Source organism: Nonomuraea sp. B1E8 (assembly GCF_039871515.1).
In the GTDB taxonomy this organism is placed as follows: Bacteria; Actinomycetota; Actinomycetes; order Streptosporangiales; family Streptosporangiaceae; genus Nonomuraea.
This window is the reverse complement of the sequence record NZ_JBDPLS010000001.1, coordinates 1,682,640-1,701,042: the sequence shown is the minus strand read 5'-3', so window position 1 is coordinate 1,701,042 and position 18,403 is coordinate 1,682,640. Positions and strand designations below refer to the sequence as shown.

Below are 18,403 nucleotides of genomic sequence, written 5' to 3'. Positions count from 1 at the left end.
GGCGTCGGCCGTGTCCAGCGGCTAACAGGCCTGGCCCTGCTCCTTGCGCGCGGGGGTGCTGCCATCGGGCAGATCGCGGTGTGTGAAGATGTCGATCAGCACCTGCACGGGCATGCCGGCCTCGGTGTGGTGTCGGAAGCTCAGGCCGGGCAAGATCTGGTAGTGGTTGCGGCGGCCGACCCTGTTGCGCTGGATGTAGCCGGATTCCTCCAGGTCGGAGACGATGCTCTGGGCCGCGCGCTCGGTGATGCCGATGGATGCGGCGATGTCACGGACCCGCACCTGAGGGTCGGCGGCGATCGCCAGGAGCACCCGGGCATGGTTGGTCAGGAACGTCCACGCTGCGCGACGTGCGCCCTCGTTGTCCATCCCTGTGCGACTCCTCCCCGGCGTTGAGCTGACCAGCAGCATACGCTGGCCTGCATCTCGTTGCACGAAATTTGAATGCAGAAAAGCTATTCCGGTATTGTCCTTACTAGTTTACCGTTGAGGCGTCCAGCTCGCCCAGGCTCAAAGCCCATGATGATCAGGGGGGATGCGATGTCGCACACGACGATGCACACCGTCAAGCCGCGACCGGCTTCTGGATCGCGTCGCCCGACGAACGCGGCTCCGCAGGTGCGCCGAGACCACCACGCCATCGTCGACACCTCGTGCGCCGACGAGGGCGACATGGTGTTGTCAGCGCCTCCGCCCACGCCGGAGCACCTGTTGTACATGGACCGCATCCTGCAGGTCACCTGCACCGTCAACGCCGGGCCCTCCACGGTCCGTCTCATCGGGGAGATCGACTCCAGCAACAGCGGAGAGGTCCTGCGCACGCTGAACAAGGCCCGCTACATCGACGATCACCTCATCATCGACCTCAGCGGGGTCTCCTTCGCCGACGTGTCGGCCGTCCGGGCCCTGCAGTCCTTCGCCTCCGGCGGCTCAGCCGTCATCTGCAACGCTCAGCCGCAGCTGAGCCGCCTGGCGGGCCTGCTCGGCCTGACCCTTTTCACCTGAAGCGCCGCCCCCGTTCCGGCGAGGGCGGGTCAGTCCAGACAGAACTCGTTGCCCTCGGGGTCGGCCATCACGATGAAGCCGGCGCTCATCGGCAGGTCGGGTTCGTGGCGGCGCACGCGCGTCGCGCCCAACGCGACGAGCCGGTCGCACTCGGCCTCCAGCGCCGCCATCCGCTCGTCTCCCTCCAGCCCGGGGGCCGCGCGGACGTCGAGGTGGACGCGGTTCTTGGCCACTTTGCCCTCCGGAACCTGCTGGAAGAACAGCCGCGGCCCCCGGCCGTCCGGATCCTCGACGGCCGACGCCATATTGCGCTGCTCCTCCGGCACGCCGGTGCGCTCGAGAAAGGCGTCCCACGCGGCCAGCGGATCGGCTCCCTCGGGCAGGTCGGCCCCGGGCGGGCCGGGGTGGACATAACCCAGCACGTCACGCCAGAAGGTCGACAGCGCCTTCGGATCGTGGGCGTCGAAGGTGACCTGGATCTCGCGGCTCATCGGGCGGCTCCGTTCGGGGCGTTCCGCGTGTGCTGGTAGAGATCGCGCAGCAGGCAGACCTCGGACAGATGGTGGATCAGCTCGCGGTGGATGTGCAGCACCAGGTCGGCCATGGGCGCGTCGGGGTAGGGCTCCTTGTCGCCGACCGGCACCAGCAGCCCGTCCCCGCCGAGACCCCGCACCCCGGCCAGCCAGACGTCGAGCTGGGTCTCGAGCTGGTCGAGCGCGGTGGCCGCGTCGCCTGCGTACTCCCAGGTCTCGTACGACGCCGCCGGCGCGCCGAAGTGCGCCGCGTTGCGCACGGCGAGCACGCCGACGATGACGTGGCCGAGTCGCCAGGCGATCGTGGTGAAGGGTGAGGGGGACGGCTCGGGAAAGGCGTAGTCGATCGTGAAATCTCCGGCGCCGGCCTGCACGGGCGCCGTCGAAGTCCCGCGGGGCCGCACGCTCCATGCGTCCGGCACGGGGGACCAGAGGTATTCGTCGTCGGTGAGGCCGTCGAACCGGGGCCTGAGGTGATGGTTCCAGTGCCACTCCGCCTGCTCGCGCAGCGTGCGGTTCCAGTCGGGTGCTTGTTCGTCCATGGAGTCAGCGTCACCCTCCTAGCGGACAGCATCGGTCCGCTATCTGGCAGGCTGACGGCATGGACGTGGTGAACGGTGACGAGCGTGGGACGACCGAGCGGGTGCTCACCCTGCTCGGGCTGCTGCAACAGCGCCAGGTCTGGACCGGCCCCGAGCTCGCCGAGCGGCTGGGGGTCACGCCGCGCACGGTACGCCGCGACGTCGAGCGGCTGCGCACTCTCGGCTACCCGGTGCACGCCACCCAGGGCGTCGGCGGCGGCTACCGCCTCGGCCGCGGGCAGGACCTGCCGCCGCTCCTTCTCGACGACCAGGAGGCCATCGCCACCGCGGTCTCGCTGCTGGCCGGCGCGGGCGGCGCGGTGGCCGGCGCCGGCGACGCCGCGCTGGGGGCGCTGAGCAAGCTCGACCGGGTGCTGCCCACCCGGCTGCGGCACGAGATCCGCGCCCTGTCCGGCTCGGTCGAGTCGTTCGGCGGGGGCCGCACGCCGGTCGACCCCGAGGTGCTCATGACGCTGGCCCGAGCCTGCCGCGACGAGGTCGAGGCCGGCTTCGACTACCCGTCAGGCGACGAGGTGCGACGGCGGCGGGTCGAGCCCTACCGCCTCGTCGCCTCCGACCGGCGCTGGTACCTCCTCGCCTACGACCTCGACCGCGACGGCTGGCGCAGCTTCCGCGTCGACCGGATGGCCGGCGTGACGGCGAGGACCTGGCGCTTCCGCCCGCGCGCGGCACCCGACGCGGCGGCGTACGTGCAGGAGAGCGTGGCGAGCCGGGTCTACCCGCACCAGGCGCGCTTCCTCGTGCACGCCCCGGCCGGCACGGTGCGCGCGCAGGTCCCGCCGTCGGCGGCCGTGGTGCGACCGCGCGGAGACGGGCGGTGCGAGGTGCTCAGCGGCGGCGGCAACCTCGACCTCGTGCTCATGCACGTGCTCCTGCTGGGGCACGGCTTCGAGGTGCTCGAGCCTCCGGAGCTCGTCAGGCGCTGCCGCGAGCTGGCGGACAGACTGCTCGCGGCAGGCGCGGCCGACGCCGGACCGGTGTAATCACCCCCACTGGCCGGGCTGGTAGGCGCCGGCGGGCACGATCCCGTCAACGGCGGCAACTTCGCGAACGGGAACGGCTCCACGGACAGCAACAACGCGACCAGCAGCGGAAACGCGGCCAACGGGGCCTGCGGAGGTTGGTGGCCGACGAGAGACCGACGCGGCGGGCGACGGCGTCCAACGGGAGGCCGGACGACTCCAGCAGGCCCCGGGCGGTGGCGATCCGCTGGGCGAGCAGCCACTGCCCCGGGCTGGTGCCGAGCTGGTCGACGAACCGCCGGGTGAGCGTGCGCGCCGACAGGCCCGCGTGCGCGGCCGGGGACTACCCGGCCGGCTCCTTCATCCACGCCCCCGCGGGCTCCTCGCACGTGCCGCAGACGGTGACGGGCTGCACGTTGTTCCTCTTCTACCCGGAAGGCTGACCGTCACGGGGGGCATGGAAGAGCCACCCGGCGGTCCCGGGTGGCTCAGGCGACGGATGTCCCGGTCAGAACACCTGCTCGACGTTCGTGGTCCGTACGGTCCACGGCGGCCCGCACGTGCCGCGCCCGGTGAACCGGTAGCCGGCGAAGATGATCGGGCTGGCGAACTGGTAACCGTCGGAGCAGATCACCACGACCCTGATCGCCCCGCTGAACACCGAGCAGTCGATGTCGACGTAGTACGCCGGGATGGGGACGCTGCGGGAGCACGAGTAGGTGGCGGCCGGGGACACCACGCCGTCCTTGCCGGCCCGGGCGCCCGGGGCGTCGGAAAGCTCGGTCGACTGGTCGGTGAACCCGCGTTCGGGCGCCGCGGCGGCCGAACCCGTGTGCAGCGCGACAGACAACAACAGCGCCGCGATCGCGGCCAGCACGCCGATGAGCGTTCTTCTCGCATGTACAGTCATGTGATCGAACCTCTCGCTGGGTTTCCTGGCGGCCGGCCGAGCCTTGTCAGTGCTACTTTCGCCAAGCGGTGAGCGCCGGTCATCGTCACTTTCCGCAAATCTCCGCCGCGGCGGCCGGGGGAGGGTTGTCACTGGTGTCAAAAGGCGCGCTCAGGCCAGGCCGTGCTCGGTCCACGCGCCTGCCAGCATGCGCGTGACGGTGGTGCTCAGCACCCGTACGCCGTGCGTGGAGCCCGGCTCGATCCCCACCAGTTCCCGCACCCGCCGCAGCCGGTAGTCGAGGGTGCGGGGGTGGATGTGCAGGGATTCGGCCGTACGCAGGCGGTTCATGTCGTTGCGGTAGTAGGCGTCCAGCGTGGGCACCAGTTCCGGCCCGTCGCCGAGCCGCTGCGCGGTCTCCCGTAACCACTGGTCCACCTGCGGCGTCTCCACCGCGCCGAGCTCCGCGAACACGTCGGCCACCCCGTACGACCGGCGCGGCACCCGCTCGATCGGCGCCACCCGGCTGACCTTCCGCGCCAGCGCGGCCGCCTGGACGAGCGCGCGGCGGCGTCCGTGGGCGATGCCGACGGAGCACGGCCGTCCCACGCCCTCCGCGACCGCCTGCGCCAGCGCCAGTCCTGACCTCTCCGCGGCCGCCCGGTGCTCCGGCCGCGTCCCGTGGTACGGCACGAGCGCCACGAACTCGTCCGGTTCCTGCCACCCGAACGGCACGCGGTGCCGCTGCAGCAGGGTGCACACGACCTCCTCCCGGCACTCCTTCGGCGGCGCCGTGGCCACCCGGACCACCGTGACCAGGTAGTGCTCGGCCACCGGCACCCCGAGGCTGCCGGCCAGCCCGCCGGCCATGGGGTCGTCGTGCAGCACCATGGTGGCCAGCAGGTGGACGCGCGATGCGGTCGGCAGGAAGCGCTCATATCCCCGGAAGTAGCCGCGGGTGTAGACCGCCTGCGCCGCCGCGCCCTGCTGGGCCAGCCAGTCGATCATGCGCATCGTGTCGGTCAGGTCGCCGGGGCCGGCCGCCTCGGAGATCTCCCGCATGGTGAAGGCCGCGTGCAGCGCGAGCGCGCCGCGCTGGCATCCCGGAGCCACGCCCTGCATGCCGCGCTGCTCGCCGACCGACTCGATGAAGGCCAGGTCACTCTCCAGCAGCGGCTCGCCGGAGGCGGCCAGGTCGGCCGTCCGCTGCCGTACGACGACCGCGAACTCCATCATCGACGCCCGCGCTCTCGGCTCGATCGCCTGGAAACCGGCGAGCTCGCCGACGCAGGCGTCCACCACTCTCCTCGCGTTGTCGTCGACCCGGTTCTTGAGCATGCCGAAGAGGTCGCCCATGAATTCTCCCCGTGACGTCGCCATTGGTCGTGTCTCCCTGAAACGCGCGTCCGGTATTCGTCGGCCGGGTGCTTTCGTATCAGTTGATTTTCCGGAAAGCGGCGCGTGACCAGGTGGGGAAGGTGGGCGTCCCCATTATGGCCATGGGGTGCGGTGAAAGTTTCATACGGCCGGTGATTCGTGACGACCGAAATCGTGACGGATGATCACGAGGTGGATGCATTCCGCCTCGGCGCGCTCGGGCGGGCCTGGTAACAATGGCACGCCCAAGGATTTTCCACAGGGATGACTCTCTGTGAGGAGGCGGATTGCCGCTGTTTCCTCCGCACTGTGGCCGGAGCTTGCTGGACTTGGTGTCAGTATGCGTACGGGACGGCGGTCATTCCCTACTTGTCGGAGGTCACGATGCGCGCTCGCCAGCACTTCGGTTACCACGCGTTCGTCGAACGCGCCGAAGCGGACCCCGCCGTGGTCGGCCTCGTCCTCAAGGGCTCCCGCGCCCACGATGACATGATCACCGAACACTCCGACCACGACCTGTACGTCGTCCTCGCCGATGGCGCCACAACGGATCTCACCCGGTTCGCGGGCCACCGCAGCCCCGAACTCGACCTCGTCATCGTCTCCCTCGCCGAGTTCCGTACGGTCGGCATGCCCGGCTTCGAGCGCTACGCCCTCGCCCGCGCCAGGATCGTGCTCGACCGCCTCGACGGAGGCATCGCCCGGATCCTGGCTGCCAAGGCGCGGCTCGGCGCCGACGAAGCGTTCCGCGACTGCGGCGAATGGCTCGACGCCTACGCCAACTCGCTCTACCGCTCCGTCAAGAACGACCGCGACGGACACGCGCTCGCCGCCCGCCTCGACGCCGCCGACAGCGTCCGGTTCCTGCTGGAGTTGCTCTTCGCCATGGACCGCCGGCCCCGCCCTTACAACAAGTACCTGGAATGGGAACTCACCCGGCACCCACTTCCGGGCTGGGACACCGGCATGTTGCTGGACGCCGTCGACCGCATCTCGGCAACGGGCGACGTACGTCTGCAGCGGCGCCTCTTCGCCCAGGTCGAGGCGGCGGCCCGGCGCGCCGGGCACGGCGCGGTGCTGGACGCATGGGGCGAGGACCTCGACCTGATGCGACCGCGGTAATCTCCTGCGGCTTTCGGGGAAAAGTCGAGGTGATCCATCTTAAAATTTCGTGCTGTTTCGCGCGTTTTCTTGATTGGTGGTTTGCCCGCAGTGGGAGGGTTTCGTAGACTGCGGCTATAGGTGAGGCTGCATAACTGACGATTCCATGGCTCTCCGGTGACGGATCCAGAAACGCCAGGAAGGCTAGCTGGAAGGGGCGAGGGTCAATGGATGATTATCCGTTGCTCAATATCTTCCTCACGATGATGTGGTTCTTTCTCTGGGTCCTGTGGCTGATGCTGCTCTTCCAGATCATCATCGACATCTTCCGCGACGACAGGCTGAGTGGCTGGGGCAAGGCGGGCTGGTCGATCTTCGTCGTCGTGCTGCCGTTGCTGGGCGTCCTCGTGTACCTGATCGCTCGCGGCAAGGGGATGGGCGAGAGAGAGCTCGCGGTGAGGGCCGGACGCGAGTCCCGCTACTACGAAGCCGTCGAACGCCGCCTGGGACGGACGACCGGCCAGGCCGACGAACTCACTCGTCTGGCCGATCTCAAGAACCATGGTGAACTCACCGCAGAGGAGTACGAGCACGCCAAGGCCAAGGTCTTGGCGAGGTGAACGGTGCGTCTCGCCGCCTGGTCCGGCCGGGTGGCGTGCTCGCCCCCGCCGGGGCTTTCACGTCAGAATGAGGACGATGAACAGCAGGCACGCGCCGATGTTGATCAACCAGCCGCGGGAGTTCATCCAGTCCCGGATCTTCGGCATGACCGTCTCCGCCCGGCGCCGGAAAAGCAGGTAGCCCAGGAGCGGCAGAGCGGCCAAGATGAGCGTGGCCAGCATGAAGGGTATGGCTGCGGCAGGTGGCGATCCGGTCTGCTCGAGGTGCACGCTGACGGTGGTCATGGTCACGATGTCGGTGGGCATCAGCAGGATCAGGAGCAGCCCGACGACGAAAGCTCGGCCGGGTCCGGCTTCGAGGAGCGTGCTGAGCCATGCGGGGGCTTCGGACGTCGCGCGTGTCCGGAAGTTCCTGACCGCCAGGACCATCAGAAGGCCGACCAGAACGAGTTGAACGACCGAGCCCAGCGAGCCGGTGTCGGCGGGGTCGCCCAGCGAGATGTTGTCACTGAGCAGTGCGACGATGCGACGGGTCAGCGCCACGCCCACGATCATGGCCACCGTGACGCCCGCCAGGTATGCCAGTGACATCCGTACCGCCTGCCTGTGCGTGACGAGGATGATCGCCGACATGATCTGAGGGCCCGCCATCATAGTGATGGCCAAGGGCAGCAGTTGCAGATCCATCACGCCTCCCCCTCGGGGTCTTGGTGGCGTCGTAAGCCCATAGCTACCCGGGAGACCTCGTCTTCTGCCGGCTTGAGCCGAGTCGTCGTACAGGTGCTTGGAAGGCCGGAAGGCGGCCGCAACGCCAGGAGCGGGTGTGCTTCGGCGCTGTCCGACCCGGCGACTCGGCGCCTGCCGTAACGCGTTCTTTATCGAAACGCACCATGTCTGTAACCCATGACGGACGTCCGTCAGATTTGACTGATGTACCAACACGGCAAAGAGGCACAAAACGGTATGTAACGGACATTAGGGCTCTTGGTGGTCCGCCGGTGGGAGTGGTGTGGTGAAGGTGGAGGAACGCTCGGCTGACGCCATCCTCGAGGTGCTCGCGGGAGCGCCGGAACCGCTGGGCGCGCGACAGGTGCTGCAGGCGCTGAAAGTGGACACCGACCTGGACATCAGCGAGGCCACGGTCGCCCGGCGGCTGCGACTGCTGGACCGGCGCGGGCTCACCGTGGCCGCGGGGACCAAAGGCCGGATGCTCACCTCGTCCGGCCGCCAGCATGTCGCCGCCGTGCTGCGCGGGCGCACCACCGCGACCCGGTTCCTGGAGGGCACGCAGGTACGTACCTCTGAAGGGCTGATCAACCTGCTGCGTGCGCGGCGGACAGTCGAGCCCGAGGCGGCCAGGGAAGCGGCGCTCTGCGAGGACAACGGCTCCTCGGCGGAGGCGCTCACCCGGCTGGTCGAGCGGCACGGCAGGCATTTCGCCGACGACCAGGGAGTGCCGCGGGACATCGCGCTGACCTTCCATCGCCGGGTGGCCAGGTGTACCCGCAATCCGATCGTGAAGGCCATGCTCGACGTCGTCCTCGATCCGGCGCTCGACCGCCTGGAAGCGGCCCTGGACGTCGTGCTCGACTCCCACCGTTCCGGCGAGGTCACGGTGATCGAGCACCAGCGGATCGCCGACGCGATCGCCGCGGGCCGGGCGGACGCGGCGGAGGAGGCGATGCGCGCCCATATGGATCGATTGCTGGACGAGGCCGGCCGTTTCCTCACCGAGGAGACCGCCCCCATCGTCGAGCGGCTGCTCACCTGGGGCATGCCCGGACCTACCGGACACGACACGCGCGGAGGGCCTGAGCCGGATGCCGATCATTGAGTTCACCGGCGTACAGAAGTCGTACGGCGACCTTGAGGTGCTGAACGGCATCGACCTGTCGGTCGCCGAGGGCGAGGTGGTGGTTCTGCTCGGCCCGTCGGGATCGGGCAAGAGCACGCTGCTGCGCTGCATCAACGCCCTGGAGGACGTCTCCGGCGGCACGATCGTGGTCAACGGCCGCGATCCGCACAACAAGACCACGAACCTGAACGAGCTGCGGAGCGGAGTGGGCTTCGTCTTCCAGCACTTCAACCTCTACCCGCACATGACGGTGGCGCAGAACATCATGCTCGCCCCCGTCAGGGTGAAGAAGGTCTCCAAGGACGTGGCCCGCCGCCGGGCGATGGAACTGCTGGAACGGGTGGGGATACCGGAGAAGGCGGACAGCCTGCCCACGCAGCTATCCGGCGGGCAACAGCAGCGGGTGGCCATCGCCCGCGCGCTGGCCATGGACCCCGCGATCATGCTGTTCGACGAGCCGACCAGCGCCCTGGACCCCGAGATGATCCAGGAGGTCCTGGAGGTCATGGTCGACCTGGCCGGCAGCGGGATGACCATGGTCGTGGTCACGCACGAGATGGGTTTCGCGCGCAAGGTGGCCGACCGGGTCGTGTTCATGGACGGCGGTCGGGTCGTGGAGTGCGCCGCGCCCGAGGACTTCTTCGCCAGCCCGTCGACCGAGAGGGCCCAGGAGTTCCTGCGCCGGGTCTCACATATCTGACAGAGAGGTGTCTGTACGGATGAAAGGGATCGTGTGCCTGGCGCTCGCGTTGCTCCTGCTCACCGCCTGCGGTGACCGCCCGAGGGCAGGGCTGTCCCCGGTGGCGGGGACCAAGGGCGGGACCGGGGTCAACTCGATGGAGAAGATCAGGAAACGCGGGGAGATCGTGTTCGGAGTCAAGTTCGACACCCCGCCGTTCGGGTCGATCGGGCAGGGCGAAACTGAGCCGGAAGGCTTCGAGATCGACCTCGTCACGGAGGTCGCCAAGCGGCTGAAGGTCAAGCCGAAGTTCGTCGAGGTCAATCCGAAGAACCGGGTGGCCAACCTGGACAGCGGGAAGATCGACGTGATCACCGCGACCATGATCGCGACTCGGGCGCGTGACAAGGCGATCGACTTCTCCGAGCCGTACTTCGAGGACGACCAGCGCCTGATGGTGCGCGGCGACTCCAAGATCTCCAGCGTCGACCAGCTCGACGGCAAGACGGTGGCGCTGGTCCAGGGCTCGACGGAGGAGAGCGTGCTGCGGGAGAAGGCGCCGGGCGCGAAGATCCTCAGCTTCCAGTCCTGGCCCACGGCGCTGCAGTCACTGCTGCGCGGCGACGCCGACGCCGTCAGCACCACGGTCGGCATCCTCACCGGCCTGAAGTCGGCCGCCGACAAGGCGGGGGAGCAGGTCAAGATCGTCAGCCCGGGGATCGCGCAGGGACCGCTCGCCATGGGGTTCCGCCAGGGCGACGCCGCCCTCCGCGACGAGGTCAACACCGTACTGATGGGCATGGCCGAGGACGGCACCTACGACCGCATCTACGCCAAGTGGTGGGGCAAGGTGCTGCCCGAGCCGTACAAGATCCGTGTCCTTCCCGCGGGGTCCTGAGCCATGTTCAACGACCTCAGCTGGTCCGTGGTGCTCGAGGATCCGGGCAGGAGCTTCCTGCTGCACGGCGCGTGGGTGAGCCTGCAGCTCGCCGTGCTCGCCATCATCGGCTCCACGGTGGTGGGCACGCTCGTGGCGCTCGGCCGCGTGTCGACGGCGCCCGCGCTGGCGCCGCTGCGCTGGCTGCTCTCCGCCTACGTCGAGTTCTTCCGTAACGTGCCGCTGCTCGTGCAGCTGGTCTTCTGGAGCTTCGGCATGTTCAGCCTGGACCTCGTCAGGGCCGCTGCCGCGCCGCTGAACCCGGTCTACAGCAACCAGTTCCTCGCCGGGCTGCTCGGCCTGACGATCTACACCTCGGCGTACGTGGCGGAGGCGCTGCGCAGCGGGATCCAGTCGGTGCCCAGAGGGCAGCTGGAGGCGGCCAGGGCCGGCGGCCTCGGCTACTGGACGGCGATGCGCGCGGTGGTGTTGCCGCAGGCGTTCGCGCTGGCCTTCCCCGCGATCGGCAACCAGTACATCAGCGCCACCAAGAACACCTCCGTGGTCATGGCGATCGGCGTCACCGACCTGGTCTTCCAGGCCCAGCAGATCGAGTCGGCCACCTTCGCCGCATTCGAGGCCTACACCGCGGCGCTCGTCATCTTCATCGTGATCTGCCTGGCCGAGTCCGCGCTGCTGGCTCTGATCGTCCGGGGGATGCTGACCAAGATCCGGCCGGGCGCCAGGACCGCCGCCCCGGCGCCGGCGTTGGAGTCGTGACCATGGGCGCGATCATCGACAACCTTCCGTTCATGCTGGCCGGGCTCTGGGAGACGGCGAAGCTCGCGGTGCTGGCCATCGTGCTCAGCTCCGTGCTCGGCGTGCTGGCGGGCGCGATGCGTTCGGCCCGCTCGCGGCTCGTCCGGTGGCCGGCGATCGGCTACATCCAGCTCATCCGCAGCGCGCCACTGATCGTTTTCATCCTCTACTGCTATTTCGTCCTGGCGGACCTCGGATTGGATCTGACCCCCTTCTGGGCGGGTGTGGTCGCGCTGGGCGTGTTCACCAGCGCCTATCTGGCGGAGATCGTCCACGCGGGCATCGCCTCCGTGCCGCCCGGGCAGTGGGAGGCCGCGCGCGCCTCCGGCCTGTCCCAGGCGAGCACGATGCGCGACGTGGTGCTGCCTCAGGCGCTGCGCCGCATGGCCCCGGCACTGGTGTCGGAGTTCATCAAGCTGATCAAGGACACCTCGCTGGTCTCGATCATCGGGGTCTTCGAGTTCTTCCACCGGGTCGAGGTCACCAACTCCCGGCTGTTGACCGAGCCGTTCGCGGTGCTCGGCTTCGCCGCCGTCTGCTACTTCCTGCTCAACTATGGCCTCAGCCGCGTCGCTCGCCGTCTTGAGCTGCGGCTGGATGCCTGACGCATCACCTACAAGAAGGAAAATCACGCACTATGTCGGATCTGCGGCTCAACCTTCCGTTCGTTGGCATCCCGAGCTTCCAGCGGTCGCCCATCGTGAGCGACCTCTCCCAGCTGGATGCCGACCTGGCCATCCTGGGAGTGCCCAACGACGAGGGCTCCCCCTGGTACCCGGGCGCGCGGATGGCACCGCGGGCGATCCGGGAGCAGTCGGTACGGTACGCCGGCTACGGCCGCATGCAGGCCAGGTCCGGATATTTCGACATTGAGGAGGACAGGCGCTTCCTCGAGTACGAAACCGCGAACCAGCGCATCGTGGACTGCGGCGACGTCGACATCATCTACTCCAACCCCGAGCAGACCTTCAAGAACATCACCCACAGCACCGCCCAGATCCTGGAAGCCGGGGCCGTCCCCATCGTCCTCGGCGGCGAGCACTCGGTCACCTACGGCGTGGTGCGGGCCTACGAGGAGCCGATCTGCGTCGTCCACTTCGACGCGCACCTCGACTACCGGCCCTTCATCCACGGCGCCGAGTACGGCAACGGCAGCCCCATGCTCAAGATCGGGAAGCTGCCGAACGTCGAGAAGATCGTCCAGATCGGCAGCCGTGGCATGCGCGCCGCCCAGGACGACCTCGCCGAGAGCCGCGCCAACGGCAACGACGTGTTCACCATGAAGGGCTTCAGGAAGGCCGGCATCGACGACGTGCTCGCGACCCTGCCCAAGGGCAGAAAGGTGTACGTCAGCGTCGACATCGACGTGCTCGACATGCCGCTGGTGCCCGGATGCGCCTCCGCCGAGGCGGACGGCATGTCGTACGAGGAGCTCCGCCAGACGATCTTCGCGATCGTCCGCGAGCACGAGCTCGTCGGCTTCGACGTCGTGGAGATCAACCCGATGCTGGACGTGGCCTCCAACGTCACCTCCCAGCTCGGCGCCCAGCTGGCCATCGAGACGATGGCCCGCGCCGTCGAGAACCCCGAATACCTGCGCCGCAAGGGCCGCCTGTCCTGACATCTGGTCCCGCGGGGACCTGACCGGCGCCCCGCGCGGTGACCTCGTGGAGGATCGTCCCGGGCCGTACAAGGCGCGGGGGCGTAGCGTAACGTCCATGCAGAAGGTGCAGCTGAGTGGTGAGAAGGCGACGATGCTCGCCACTCTGTACGGCCGGGCCGTGGACGCCGAATCCCCCACCCCCATCCTGGGCGACACGATGGCGCTCGAAGCGATGCGCGCCATCGACACCGACTTCGCGAAAGTCGGATTGAGACGCGGCGACGCCGTGACCGTCGCCATGCGCGCCAGACACCTGGACGACTGGACGCGCGACTTCCTCGCCGAGCATCCGGCGGCGATCGTGCTGCACCTGGGGTGCGGCATGGACACCCGGGTCCACCGCGTCGACCCCGGGTCGGGCGTGCACTGGTACGACGTGGACTTCCCCGAGGTCATCGACCTGCGCGAGCGCCTCTACCCGGCACGCGACCACCACACCGTGATCCCATCGTCGGTCACCGACCTGGCCTGGCTCGACCGGGTGGAGGGCGATCTTCCCGTACTGGTCGTCGCCGAGGGCCTGACCATGTACCTCAAGGAGGACGAGGGCCACGCGCTGTTCCGCGCGATCATCGACCGGTTCCCCTCCGGCCGGTTCGTGTTCGACGCGTTCAGCAGGCGCGGCATCAAGTGGCAGAAGATCAACCGGGTGGTCCGGCTCGCCGGCGCGACCCTGTACTGGGGAGTGGACAACCGTGCCGACCTCGAGGCCATCGACCCCCGGCTACGCGTCGTCACCGAGCTGAGCGCGTTCGACCTGCCGGGATACGAAAGGCTCAAGCCCGGCTACCGCGCGCTGGTCGCGGTGGCGAGAACGCTGCCGTTCATGCGCAGGATGGCCGTCTTCTACCGCCTGGACTTCCCCGCGTGACCGCCGCGGTGAGCTGGGTCCCTGATGGCATCCGGGTCAACCGCATCACCCCCGGCGGCACCGCCATGGTGATCGGCGCGATCGTGCCGGTGGACGGCGGCACCGGCGCCTGAAAGGGCACGCGGCGACGCCGCCGGAGGGCTCAGTTGCCCACGCCGAGGCCGGCCATGAACGCGGACGGGTACCTGTCGCCGCGGGCCGCGTCGCGCGGCACCGCCTTCTCGATCGCCGCGAGGTCGTCCGCGGTGAGAGTCAGGTCCATCGCGGGCAGCGCCTCGGACAGCCGTGCGCGGGTGCGGGCGCCGACCAGCGGCACGATGTCCTCGCCCTGCGCGGCCACCCAGGCGATGGCCAGCTGGGCGACGGTGCAGCCCTTCGCCTCGGCGACCCGGCGCAGGGCCTCCACGAGGGCGAGGTTGTGTTCCACGTTCTCGCCGGAGAAGCGCGGGCTGAAGCCGCGCAGGTCCCCGGGGCCGGCGACGCGGTCGGTGGACCAGTGCCCGGAGATGAGGCCGCGGCTGAGCACGCCGTAGGCGGTCAGGCCGATGCCGAGCTCCCGCAGCGCCGGCAGAACCTCCGCCTCCACCGCGCGGGAGATCAGGGAGTACTCGATCTGCAGGTCGGCGATCGGGTGCACGGCGTGCGCCCGGCGGATCGTCGCCGCGTCCACCTCCGACAGGCCGATGTGCCGTACGTACCCGGCATCGACCATCTCCTTGATCGCGCCCACCGTCTCCTCGATCGGCACCGCCGGGTCCAGCCGGGCGGGGCGGTAGATGTCGATGTGGTCGGTGCCCAGCCGGGTCAGCGAGTAGGCCAGGAAGTTCTTCACCGCCTCGGGACGGCCGTCCTGCCCGCCGAACGTGTGGCCGGGCCCCCGCAGGGCGCCGAACTTGACGCTCAGCTGGTAGCTGTCGCGGTCCCGGCCGCGCAGCGCCTCGGCGAGCAGCAACTCGTTGTGGCCCATGGCGTAGAAGTCGCCGGTGTCGATCAGCGTGACGCCGCTGTCCAGTGCGGCGTGCACCGTCGCGATGCTCTCGGTACGGTCGGTTGCGCCGTAGGCGTCCGACATCCCCATCGCACCCAGGCCCAGCGCGGAAACGGCCGGTCCTGTGCGGCCCAGGGTTCGTCGCTGCATCACATTCACCTCTCGTCGTCGATGTCGCCACCCATGCTGGGCCTGGGCCGGGACGCGCGAAAGCGGAGCGTGCATCATGGGATAGCCGCTCCCTGGCTCGGCCGGCGCCCCGCGAGGCAGGATGAAGGCATGCAACGTGACCAGCTCGCCGACTTCCTCCGCCGCCGCCGCGAGGCGATCCGGCCGGCGGAGGTGGGACTGGCCGACAGCCCCCGCCGCCGCACCGCCGGCCTGCGCCGGGAAGAGGTGGCGATGCTCGCCGGCATGTCGGTGGACTATGTCGTACGCCTCGAGCAGGGCCGCAGCAGCCAGCCGTCGACCCAGCTGCTCGGCGCGCTGGCCCGGGCGTTGCGCCTGTCCGACGACGAGCGCGACCACCTGTTCCACCTGGCCGGCCACCGGCCACCGCCCGCCGACGGGGTCGCCCGCCTGGCCCGCGCCGGCCTGATGCGCATGCTCAACCTGCTCGGCGACACCCCGGCCATGGTGCTGTCCGACCTGAGCGAGGTTCTCGCCCAGAACCGGGCGGCCGTCCTGCTGACGGGTGACCACACCGGCTTCTCCGGCGACCGGCGCTACGTCGTGTACCGCTGGTTCACCGAGCCCGCCTCCCGAGCCGTCCACCCGCCCGAGGAGCACGACCACCAGACCCGTCAGCTGGTGGCCGACCTGCGTGCGGTCGCCGGCCGCCGGCCCGCCGACCCTGTGGTCGAGGGGCTCGTCGACCGTTTGCAGGACGCGAGCGCCGAATTCCGCCGGCTCTGGGCCGAGCACGAGGTGGCGGTCCGGCGCGCCGACCGCAAGACCGTGCTGCACGCGAGGGTGGGCCGGCTGACCATGGACTGCGAGACCCTGGTCACTCCCGACCAGGGCCAGCAACTGCTGGTGCTCACCCCGGCGGACGCCGAGACGCGCGAGCGGCTGGAACTGCTGCTCGTGCTCGGCATCGAGGAGTTCCCCACGGGATCAACCGTGAAATGATCTGATACACGTTCGCATCCCGCCGATCGGAGTGGCCATGATCGCCGACCCCACGCTCACCCGGATCGGCCAGGCGGTGGAGCTGCACCACCACCAAGGCCAGCGTGAGGCCGCCCGCGACCTGTTCGCACAGATCTGGGATGACATCGGCGGCGAGCAGGGCGACCCGCTGCACATCTGCGTCCTCGCCCACTCGATGGCCGACGTGCAGGACGACGTGCAGGAGGAGCTCCTGTGGGACCTGCGAGCGCTCGCCGCCGCCGATTCGATCAACGATGAGCGGGTGGCGCAGGCCGGAATGGCGCTTCCGGTGGCCGGCCTCTACCCGTCGTTGCACCTCAACCTGGGCGAGTGCTACCGCAAGCTGGGCGATCACGACCGCGCCCGCGAGCACCTCAAGCACGCCCAGGCCACGATCGGCGCGCTCGGCGACGACGGGTACGCGCGGCTCATCAAGGGCGGCCTGGACCGGCTGGCCGAACGACTCGGTGATTCGACGTCGCCCGCGTAACCGCATCGAGCCCCGCCTTCAGGCCGCCGAGCTCATCCCCGCCTTCATGCCCGACCCGCCGGAACACGACGGACCTCAGCGGAGGCTGTCTGGATCCTCCGGAGCGGCAAGCGGCTTGACCCAGCGGGACCACTGTGGTTGAGGGACGTAGCCGGCGGCGTTCCAGGCCGGGTGGGCGAGTGTGTTGTCGTGGAGAACCATGGCGTCGGCTCGGAAGGCGCCGTACTTGGTGAAGATCTCCTCTGCCCTCGCCAGCAGTGCGGTGGCAATGCCCTTGCGGCGGTGGGAAGGGTGGACGGCGAGGCGGTACAGGTGGGCTCGCCAGCCGTCCCAGCCCGCGATGACGGTCCCTGCTATTTCGCCGGCGCACTCCGCTATCAGCAGGGCCTCGGGGTCGCGGGCCAGCAGCGCGGCTACCTTGCCAGGCGAGTCGTGCCGGTCCGTGCCTTCGGCGGCCAGAAGCCAGAACTCCAGCACAGCGTCCACATCATCCGGGCGGCCGGTTCGGAGGGTGACCTTGAACTCGTGCACGGTTCACCAATCTAGTGCACCACCGTACTTCTGGCATGCCGGCGTCCCGCGGGCCCGACCGCCCTACCTCGGCGGGTGCGATCTTCTCCGCGACCAGGGCGTCGCCCAGCACGATGGATACGCCGATCCGGTACGTCACCACGTGCCCCGCCGACAGCACCAGCTTGGGGGCACTCAAGATCATTCGTCCGTTGTCAGCTGCCGGTCAGAGCTCTGAAGTGCGCACCCAGTCGGGTCCCAGAGCTCTGCTGCGGCTCAGGCCGAACAGCTTGTGGAACCGATGCGGGCCAGGTCCGCGATCATCAGCCGGTTGCGTGTGGTTCGCCAGAAAACAAGGGGTCCATTCTGCGTCCATGCACCGGTCCTGATCTCCCCCCACGGCATCTCGGCCTCGGTCAAGGCGTAGGACCCGAGTAAGGCGGTCCGGTGCGTGCAGCGGTCGTAGACCTGAGCGACATGTCCAAGTCCTCCGCCGCCCCACGTACGAGGAACGGCGTCGTCTCCTTGGACGGTGGGGATGCCGAGAAGGATGGCGAGTTGCTGCCGATGACTTCATGACGACTCCACTCGCGCCGTGACTTCCATCACAGGGCTTGCCTCTGACGCCAATGTGAGGTTTTAGCGTATCCGCATGCAGATCAACGGAGCACATGTGCTGGTCACCGGGGCCAACCGGGGCCTGGGCCGACAATTTGTCCTATCCCTCCTCGACCGCGGCGCCGGCAAGGTGTACGCCACCGCCCGCCGGCCCCACCTCGTCGACGTACCGGGGGTTGTCCCGCTGCGCCTGGACATCACCGATCCGGCATCGATCGCCGCCGCGGCGGCAGCGGCACCTGACGTCAAGATCGTTATCAACAACGCGGGGATCTCGACCGGGGCAAACCTGGTCACCGGGGACCTGGACACGATTCGCCGCGAGATGGACACCCACTACTACGGCACCCTGAACGTGATCCGCGCCTTCGCGCCCCAACTGGCCGACGGCGCGATCCTCAACGTCATGTCCGCGATCTCGTGGCTCGCCGTCGACGGTGCGGGCGCATACCACGCCGCGAAGGCCGCCGAGTGGGCGCTCACCAACAGCGTTCGCCTGGAGTTGGCCGAACAGCGCACCCTGGTGACGGGCCTGCACCTGGGCGCTGCCGACACCGACATGATGGCCTGGTACCACGGCGACAAGAGCGCCCCCGAGGTGATCGTCAAGGCGGCCCTCGACGGGATCGAGGCGCACCGGCCCGAGGTCCTCGCCGACGACTGGAGCCGCCAGGTGAAGGCTTGGCTGTCTGAGGACCCGGAAGTCATCTACCGGGAAGCTGCGGCCGCCCTCACGGCCTGACGCGCTGCTCCTGTAGGCCACGGCGTCTGTGGCCGTGACCTCTGTGCGCG

General features: G+C 69.1%; 23 protein-coding genes. 14 read left to right on the top strand and 9 right to left on the bottom strand.

The genetic code is table 11. The features are described from left to right. Positions 1 to 21: 21 nt before the first annotated feature. On the bottom strand, positions 22 to 369 hold the full coding sequence (locus tag ABGA98_RS08255; protein WP_347617549.1) for a MarR family transcriptional regulator: 348 nt from the start codon (positions 367 to 369) through the stop codon (positions 22 to 24). Positions 370 to 618: 249 nt separating this feature from the next. Here ABGA98_RS08255 and ABGA98_RS08250 point away from each other — a divergent pair, with 249 nt between their 5' ends. Continuing rightward, on the top strand, positions 619 to 1,005 hold the full coding sequence (locus tag ABGA98_RS08250; RefSeq protein ID WP_347617548.1) for an STAS domain-containing protein: 387 nt from the start codon (positions 619 to 621) through the stop codon (positions 1,003 to 1,005). A gap of 29 nt (positions 1,006 to 1,034) precedes the next feature. Here ABGA98_RS08250 and ABGA98_RS08245 read toward each other — a convergent pair whose 3' ends face one another. After that, complete coding sequence (locus ABGA98_RS08245) at positions 1,035 to 1,496, bottom strand: VOC family protein (protein WP_347617547.1); 462 nt, start codon at positions 1,494 to 1,496, stop codon at positions 1,035 to 1,037. Then, positions 1,493 to 2,080, bottom strand: a complete 588-nt coding sequence (locus tag ABGA98_RS08240; RefSeq protein ID WP_347617546.1) for a DinB family protein — start codon at positions 2,078 to 2,080, stop codon at positions 1,493 to 1,495. The genes ABGA98_RS08245 and ABGA98_RS08240 overlap by 4 nt, the downstream gene beginning before the upstream one ends. A gap of 59 nt (positions 2,081 to 2,139) precedes the next feature. On the opposite strand from ABGA98_RS08240, the gene ABGA98_RS08235 reads away from it, so the two are divergent. Continuing rightward, entirely contained in the window at positions 2,140 to 3,123 is a 984-nt protein-coding gene (locus ABGA98_RS08235; protein WP_347617545.1) for a YafY family protein, read from the top strand. 46 nt (positions 3,124 to 3,169) lie between these two features. Here the strand turns inward: ABGA98_RS08235 and ABGA98_RS08230 are convergent, their stop codons facing one another. The 3 genes from ABGA98_RS08230 to ABGA98_RS08220 all read right to left on the bottom strand — a co-directional run bounded on the left by ABGA98_RS08230 (position 3,170) and on the right by ABGA98_RS08220 (position 5,347). After that, on the bottom strand, positions 3,170 to 3,424 hold the full coding sequence (locus tag ABGA98_RS08230; protein WP_347617727.1) for a helix-turn-helix domain-containing protein: 255 nt from the start codon (positions 3,422 to 3,424) through the stop codon (positions 3,170 to 3,172). 186 nt (positions 3,425 to 3,610) lie between these two features. Further along, positions 3,611 to 4,012 carry a hypothetical protein gene (locus ABGA98_RS08225; RefSeq protein WP_347617544.1) on the bottom strand — a complete coding sequence of 134 codons (402 nt, stop codon included), beginning with the start codon at positions 4,010 to 4,012 and terminating at the stop codon, positions 3,611 to 3,613. Between the two features lie 150 nt (positions 4,013 to 4,162). Next, positions 4,163 to 5,347: a helix-turn-helix domain-containing protein gene (locus ABGA98_RS08220; protein ID WP_347617543.1), complete on the bottom strand. Its 1,185-nt coding sequence runs from the start codon at positions 5,345 to 5,347 to the stop codon at positions 4,163 to 4,165. Between the two features lie 405 nt (positions 5,348 to 5,752). Between ABGA98_RS08220 and ABGA98_RS08215 the strand changes: the two genes are divergently transcribed. Together ABGA98_RS08215 and ABGA98_RS08210 are read left to right on the top strand one after the other, a co-directional pair. Further along, the gene (locus ABGA98_RS08215) at positions 5,753 to 6,490 is read left to right on the top strand and encodes a hypothetical protein (protein ID WP_347617542.1); all 738 of its coding nucleotides are present in this window, start codon (positions 5,753 to 5,755) and stop codon (positions 6,488 to 6,490) included. Positions 6,491 to 6,696: 206 nt separating this feature from the next. Continuing rightward, positions 6,697 to 7,089, top strand: a complete 393-nt coding sequence (locus ABGA98_RS08210; protein ID WP_347617541.1) for an SHOCT domain-containing protein — start codon at positions 6,697 to 6,699, stop codon at positions 7,087 to 7,089. 57 nt (positions 7,090 to 7,146) lie between these two features. Here ABGA98_RS08210 and ABGA98_RS08205 read toward each other — a convergent pair whose 3' ends face one another. Beyond that, positions 7,147 to 7,776: a GAP family protein gene (locus ABGA98_RS08205; RefSeq protein ID WP_347617540.1), complete on the bottom strand. Its 630-nt coding sequence runs from the start codon at positions 7,774 to 7,776 to the stop codon at positions 7,147 to 7,149. A 325-nt stretch (positions 7,777 to 8,101) separates the two neighbouring features. Between ABGA98_RS08205 and ABGA98_RS08200 the strand changes: the two genes are divergently transcribed. The 7 genes from ABGA98_RS08200 to ABGA98_RS08170 all read left to right on the top strand — a co-directional run bounded on the left by ABGA98_RS08200 (position 8,102) and on the right by ABGA98_RS08170 (position 13,853). Then, positions 8,102 to 8,923 (top strand): FCD domain-containing protein, encoded by an 822-nt coding sequence (locus ABGA98_RS08200; RefSeq protein WP_347617539.1) that lies wholly within the window; start codon positions 8,102 to 8,104, stop codon positions 8,921 to 8,923. Next, positions 8,916 to 9,644 carry an amino acid ABC transporter ATP-binding protein gene (locus ABGA98_RS08195; RefSeq protein WP_347617726.1) on the top strand — a complete coding sequence of 243 codons (729 nt, stop codon included), beginning with the start codon at positions 8,916 to 8,918 and terminating at the stop codon, positions 9,642 to 9,644. Before ABGA98_RS08200 ends, ABGA98_RS08195 begins: the two co-directional genes overlap by 8 nt. A 19-nt stretch (positions 9,645 to 9,663) precedes the next feature. Further along, positions 9,664 to 10,521, top strand: a complete 858-nt coding sequence (locus ABGA98_RS08190; RefSeq protein WP_347617538.1) for a transporter substrate-binding domain-containing protein — start codon at positions 9,664 to 9,666, stop codon at positions 10,519 to 10,521. A 3-nt stretch (positions 10,522 to 10,524) separates the two neighbouring features. Next, positions 10,525 to 11,280 carry an amino acid ABC transporter permease gene (locus tag ABGA98_RS08185; RefSeq protein ID WP_347617537.1) on the top strand — a complete coding sequence of 252 codons (756 nt, stop codon included), beginning with the start codon at positions 10,525 to 10,527 and terminating at the stop codon, positions 11,278 to 11,280. Positions 11,281 to 11,282: 2 nt separating this feature from the next. Beyond that, complete coding sequence (locus ABGA98_RS08180; protein ID WP_347617536.1) at positions 11,283 to 11,924, top strand: amino acid ABC transporter permease; 642 nt, start codon at positions 11,283 to 11,285, stop codon at positions 11,922 to 11,924. Between the two features lie 32 nt (positions 11,925 to 11,956). Next, positions 11,957 to 12,940, top strand: a complete 984-nt coding sequence (locus tag ABGA98_RS08175; RefSeq protein WP_347617535.1) for an arginase family protein — start codon at positions 11,957 to 11,959, stop codon at positions 12,938 to 12,940. Positions 12,941 to 13,037: 97 nt separating this feature from the next. Continuing rightward, on the top strand, positions 13,038 to 13,853 hold the full coding sequence (locus ABGA98_RS08170; protein WP_347617534.1) for a class I SAM-dependent methyltransferase: 816 nt from the start codon (positions 13,038 to 13,040) through the stop codon (positions 13,851 to 13,853). Positions 13,854 to 13,995: 142 nt separating this feature from the next. Here the strand turns inward: ABGA98_RS08170 and ABGA98_RS08165 are convergent, their stop codons facing one another. Further along, positions 13,996 to 14,991, bottom strand: a complete 996-nt coding sequence (locus ABGA98_RS08165) for an aldo/keto reductase (protein WP_347617533.1) — start codon at positions 14,989 to 14,991, stop codon at positions 13,996 to 13,998. 129 nt (positions 14,992 to 15,120) lie between these two features. Between ABGA98_RS08165 and ABGA98_RS08160 the strand changes: the two genes are divergently transcribed. After that, the gene (locus ABGA98_RS08160; protein ID WP_347617532.1) at positions 15,121 to 15,972 is read left to right on the top strand and encodes a helix-turn-helix transcriptional regulator; all 852 of its coding nucleotides are present in this window, start codon (positions 15,121 to 15,123) and stop codon (positions 15,970 to 15,972) included. A 37-nt stretch (positions 15,973 to 16,009) separates the two neighbouring features. Continuing rightward, on the top strand, positions 16,010 to 16,483 hold the full coding sequence (locus ABGA98_RS08155) for a tetratricopeptide repeat protein (protein ID WP_347617531.1): 474 nt from the start codon (positions 16,010 to 16,012) through the stop codon (positions 16,481 to 16,483). Positions 16,484 to 16,558: 75 nt separating this feature from the next. Here the strand turns inward: ABGA98_RS08155 and ABGA98_RS08150 are convergent, their stop codons facing one another. After that, a complete protein-coding gene (locus ABGA98_RS08150; protein ID WP_347617530.1) occupies positions 16,559 to 17,014 on the bottom strand; it encodes a GNAT family N-acetyltransferase in 456 nt (151 codons plus the stop codon). Between the two features lie 631 nt (positions 17,015 to 17,645). Between ABGA98_RS08150 and ABGA98_RS08145 the strand changes: the two genes are divergently transcribed. Then, positions 17,646 to 18,353, top strand: coding sequence for an SDR family oxidoreductase (locus ABGA98_RS08145; protein ID WP_347617529.1), 708 nt, complete (start codon positions 17,646 to 17,648; stop codon positions 18,351 to 18,353). Positions 18,354 to 18,403 lie beyond the last annotated feature (50 nt).

What these genes read in the sequence shown, in the direction of transcription:
- ABGA98_RS08255 (WP_347617549.1), bottom strand. Translation starts at nt 369, where the DNA reads ATGGACAACGAGGGCGCACGTCGCGCAGCGTGGACGTTCCTGACCAAC.
- ABGA98_RS08245 (WP_347617547.1), bottom strand. Translation starts at nt 1,496, where the DNA reads ATGAGCCGCGAGATCCAGGTCACCTTCGACGCCCACGATCCGAAGGCG.
- ABGA98_RS08240 (WP_347617546.1), bottom strand. Translation starts at nt 2,080, where the DNA reads ATGGACGAACAAGCACCCGACTGGAACCGCACGCTGCGCGAGCAGGCG.
- ABGA98_RS08235 (WP_347617545.1), top strand. Translation starts at nt 2,140, where the DNA reads ATGGACGTGGTGAACGGTGACGAGCGTGGGACGACCGAGCGGGTGCTC.
- ABGA98_RS08225 (WP_347617544.1), bottom strand. Translation starts at nt 4,012, where the DNA reads ATGACTGTACATGCGAGAAGAACGCTCATCGGCGTGCTGGCCGCGATC.
- ABGA98_RS08220 (WP_347617543.1), bottom strand. Translation starts at nt 5,347, where the DNA reads ATGGGCGACCTCTTCGGCATGCTCAAGAACCGGGTCGACGACAACGCG.
- ABGA98_RS08215 (WP_347617542.1), top strand. Translation starts at nt 5,753, where the DNA reads ATGCGCGCTCGCCAGCACTTCGGTTACCACGCGTTCGTCGAACGCGCC.
- ABGA98_RS08210 (WP_347617541.1), top strand. Translation starts at nt 6,697, where the DNA reads ATGGATGATTATCCGTTGCTCAATATCTTCCTCACGATGATGTGGTTC.
- ABGA98_RS08205 (WP_347617540.1), bottom strand. Translation starts at nt 7,776, where the DNA reads ATGGATCTGCAACTGCTGCCCTTGGCCATCACTATGATGGCGGGCCCT.
- ABGA98_RS08190 (WP_347617538.1), top strand. Translation starts at nt 9,664, where the DNA reads ATGAAAGGGATCGTGTGCCTGGCGCTCGCGTTGCTCCTGCTCACCGCC.
- ABGA98_RS08185 (WP_347617537.1), top strand. Translation starts at nt 10,525, where the DNA reads ATGTTCAACGACCTCAGCTGGTCCGTGGTGCTCGAGGATCCGGGCAGG.
- ABGA98_RS08180 (WP_347617536.1), top strand. Translation starts at nt 11,283, where the DNA reads ATGGGCGCGATCATCGACAACCTTCCGTTCATGCTGGCCGGGCTCTGG.
- ABGA98_RS08175 (WP_347617535.1), top strand. Translation starts at nt 11,957, where the DNA reads ATGTCGGATCTGCGGCTCAACCTTCCGTTCGTTGGCATCCCGAGCTTC.
- ABGA98_RS08170 (WP_347617534.1), top strand. Translation starts at nt 13,038, where the DNA reads ATGCAGAAGGTGCAGCTGAGTGGTGAGAAGGCGACGATGCTCGCCACT.
- ABGA98_RS08165 (WP_347617533.1), bottom strand. Translation starts at nt 14,991, where the DNA reads ATGCAGCGACGAACCCTGGGCCGCACAGGACCGGCCGTTTCCGCGCTG.
- ABGA98_RS08160 (WP_347617532.1), top strand. Translation starts at nt 15,121, where the DNA reads ATGCAACGTGACCAGCTCGCCGACTTCCTCCGCCGCCGCCGCGAGGCG.
- ABGA98_RS08155 (WP_347617531.1), top strand. Translation starts at nt 16,010, where the DNA reads ATGATCGCCGACCCCACGCTCACCCGGATCGGCCAGGCGGTGGAGCTG.
- ABGA98_RS08145 (WP_347617529.1), top strand. Translation starts at nt 17,646, where the DNA reads ATGCAGATCAACGGAGCACATGTGCTGGTCACCGGGGCCAACCGGGGC.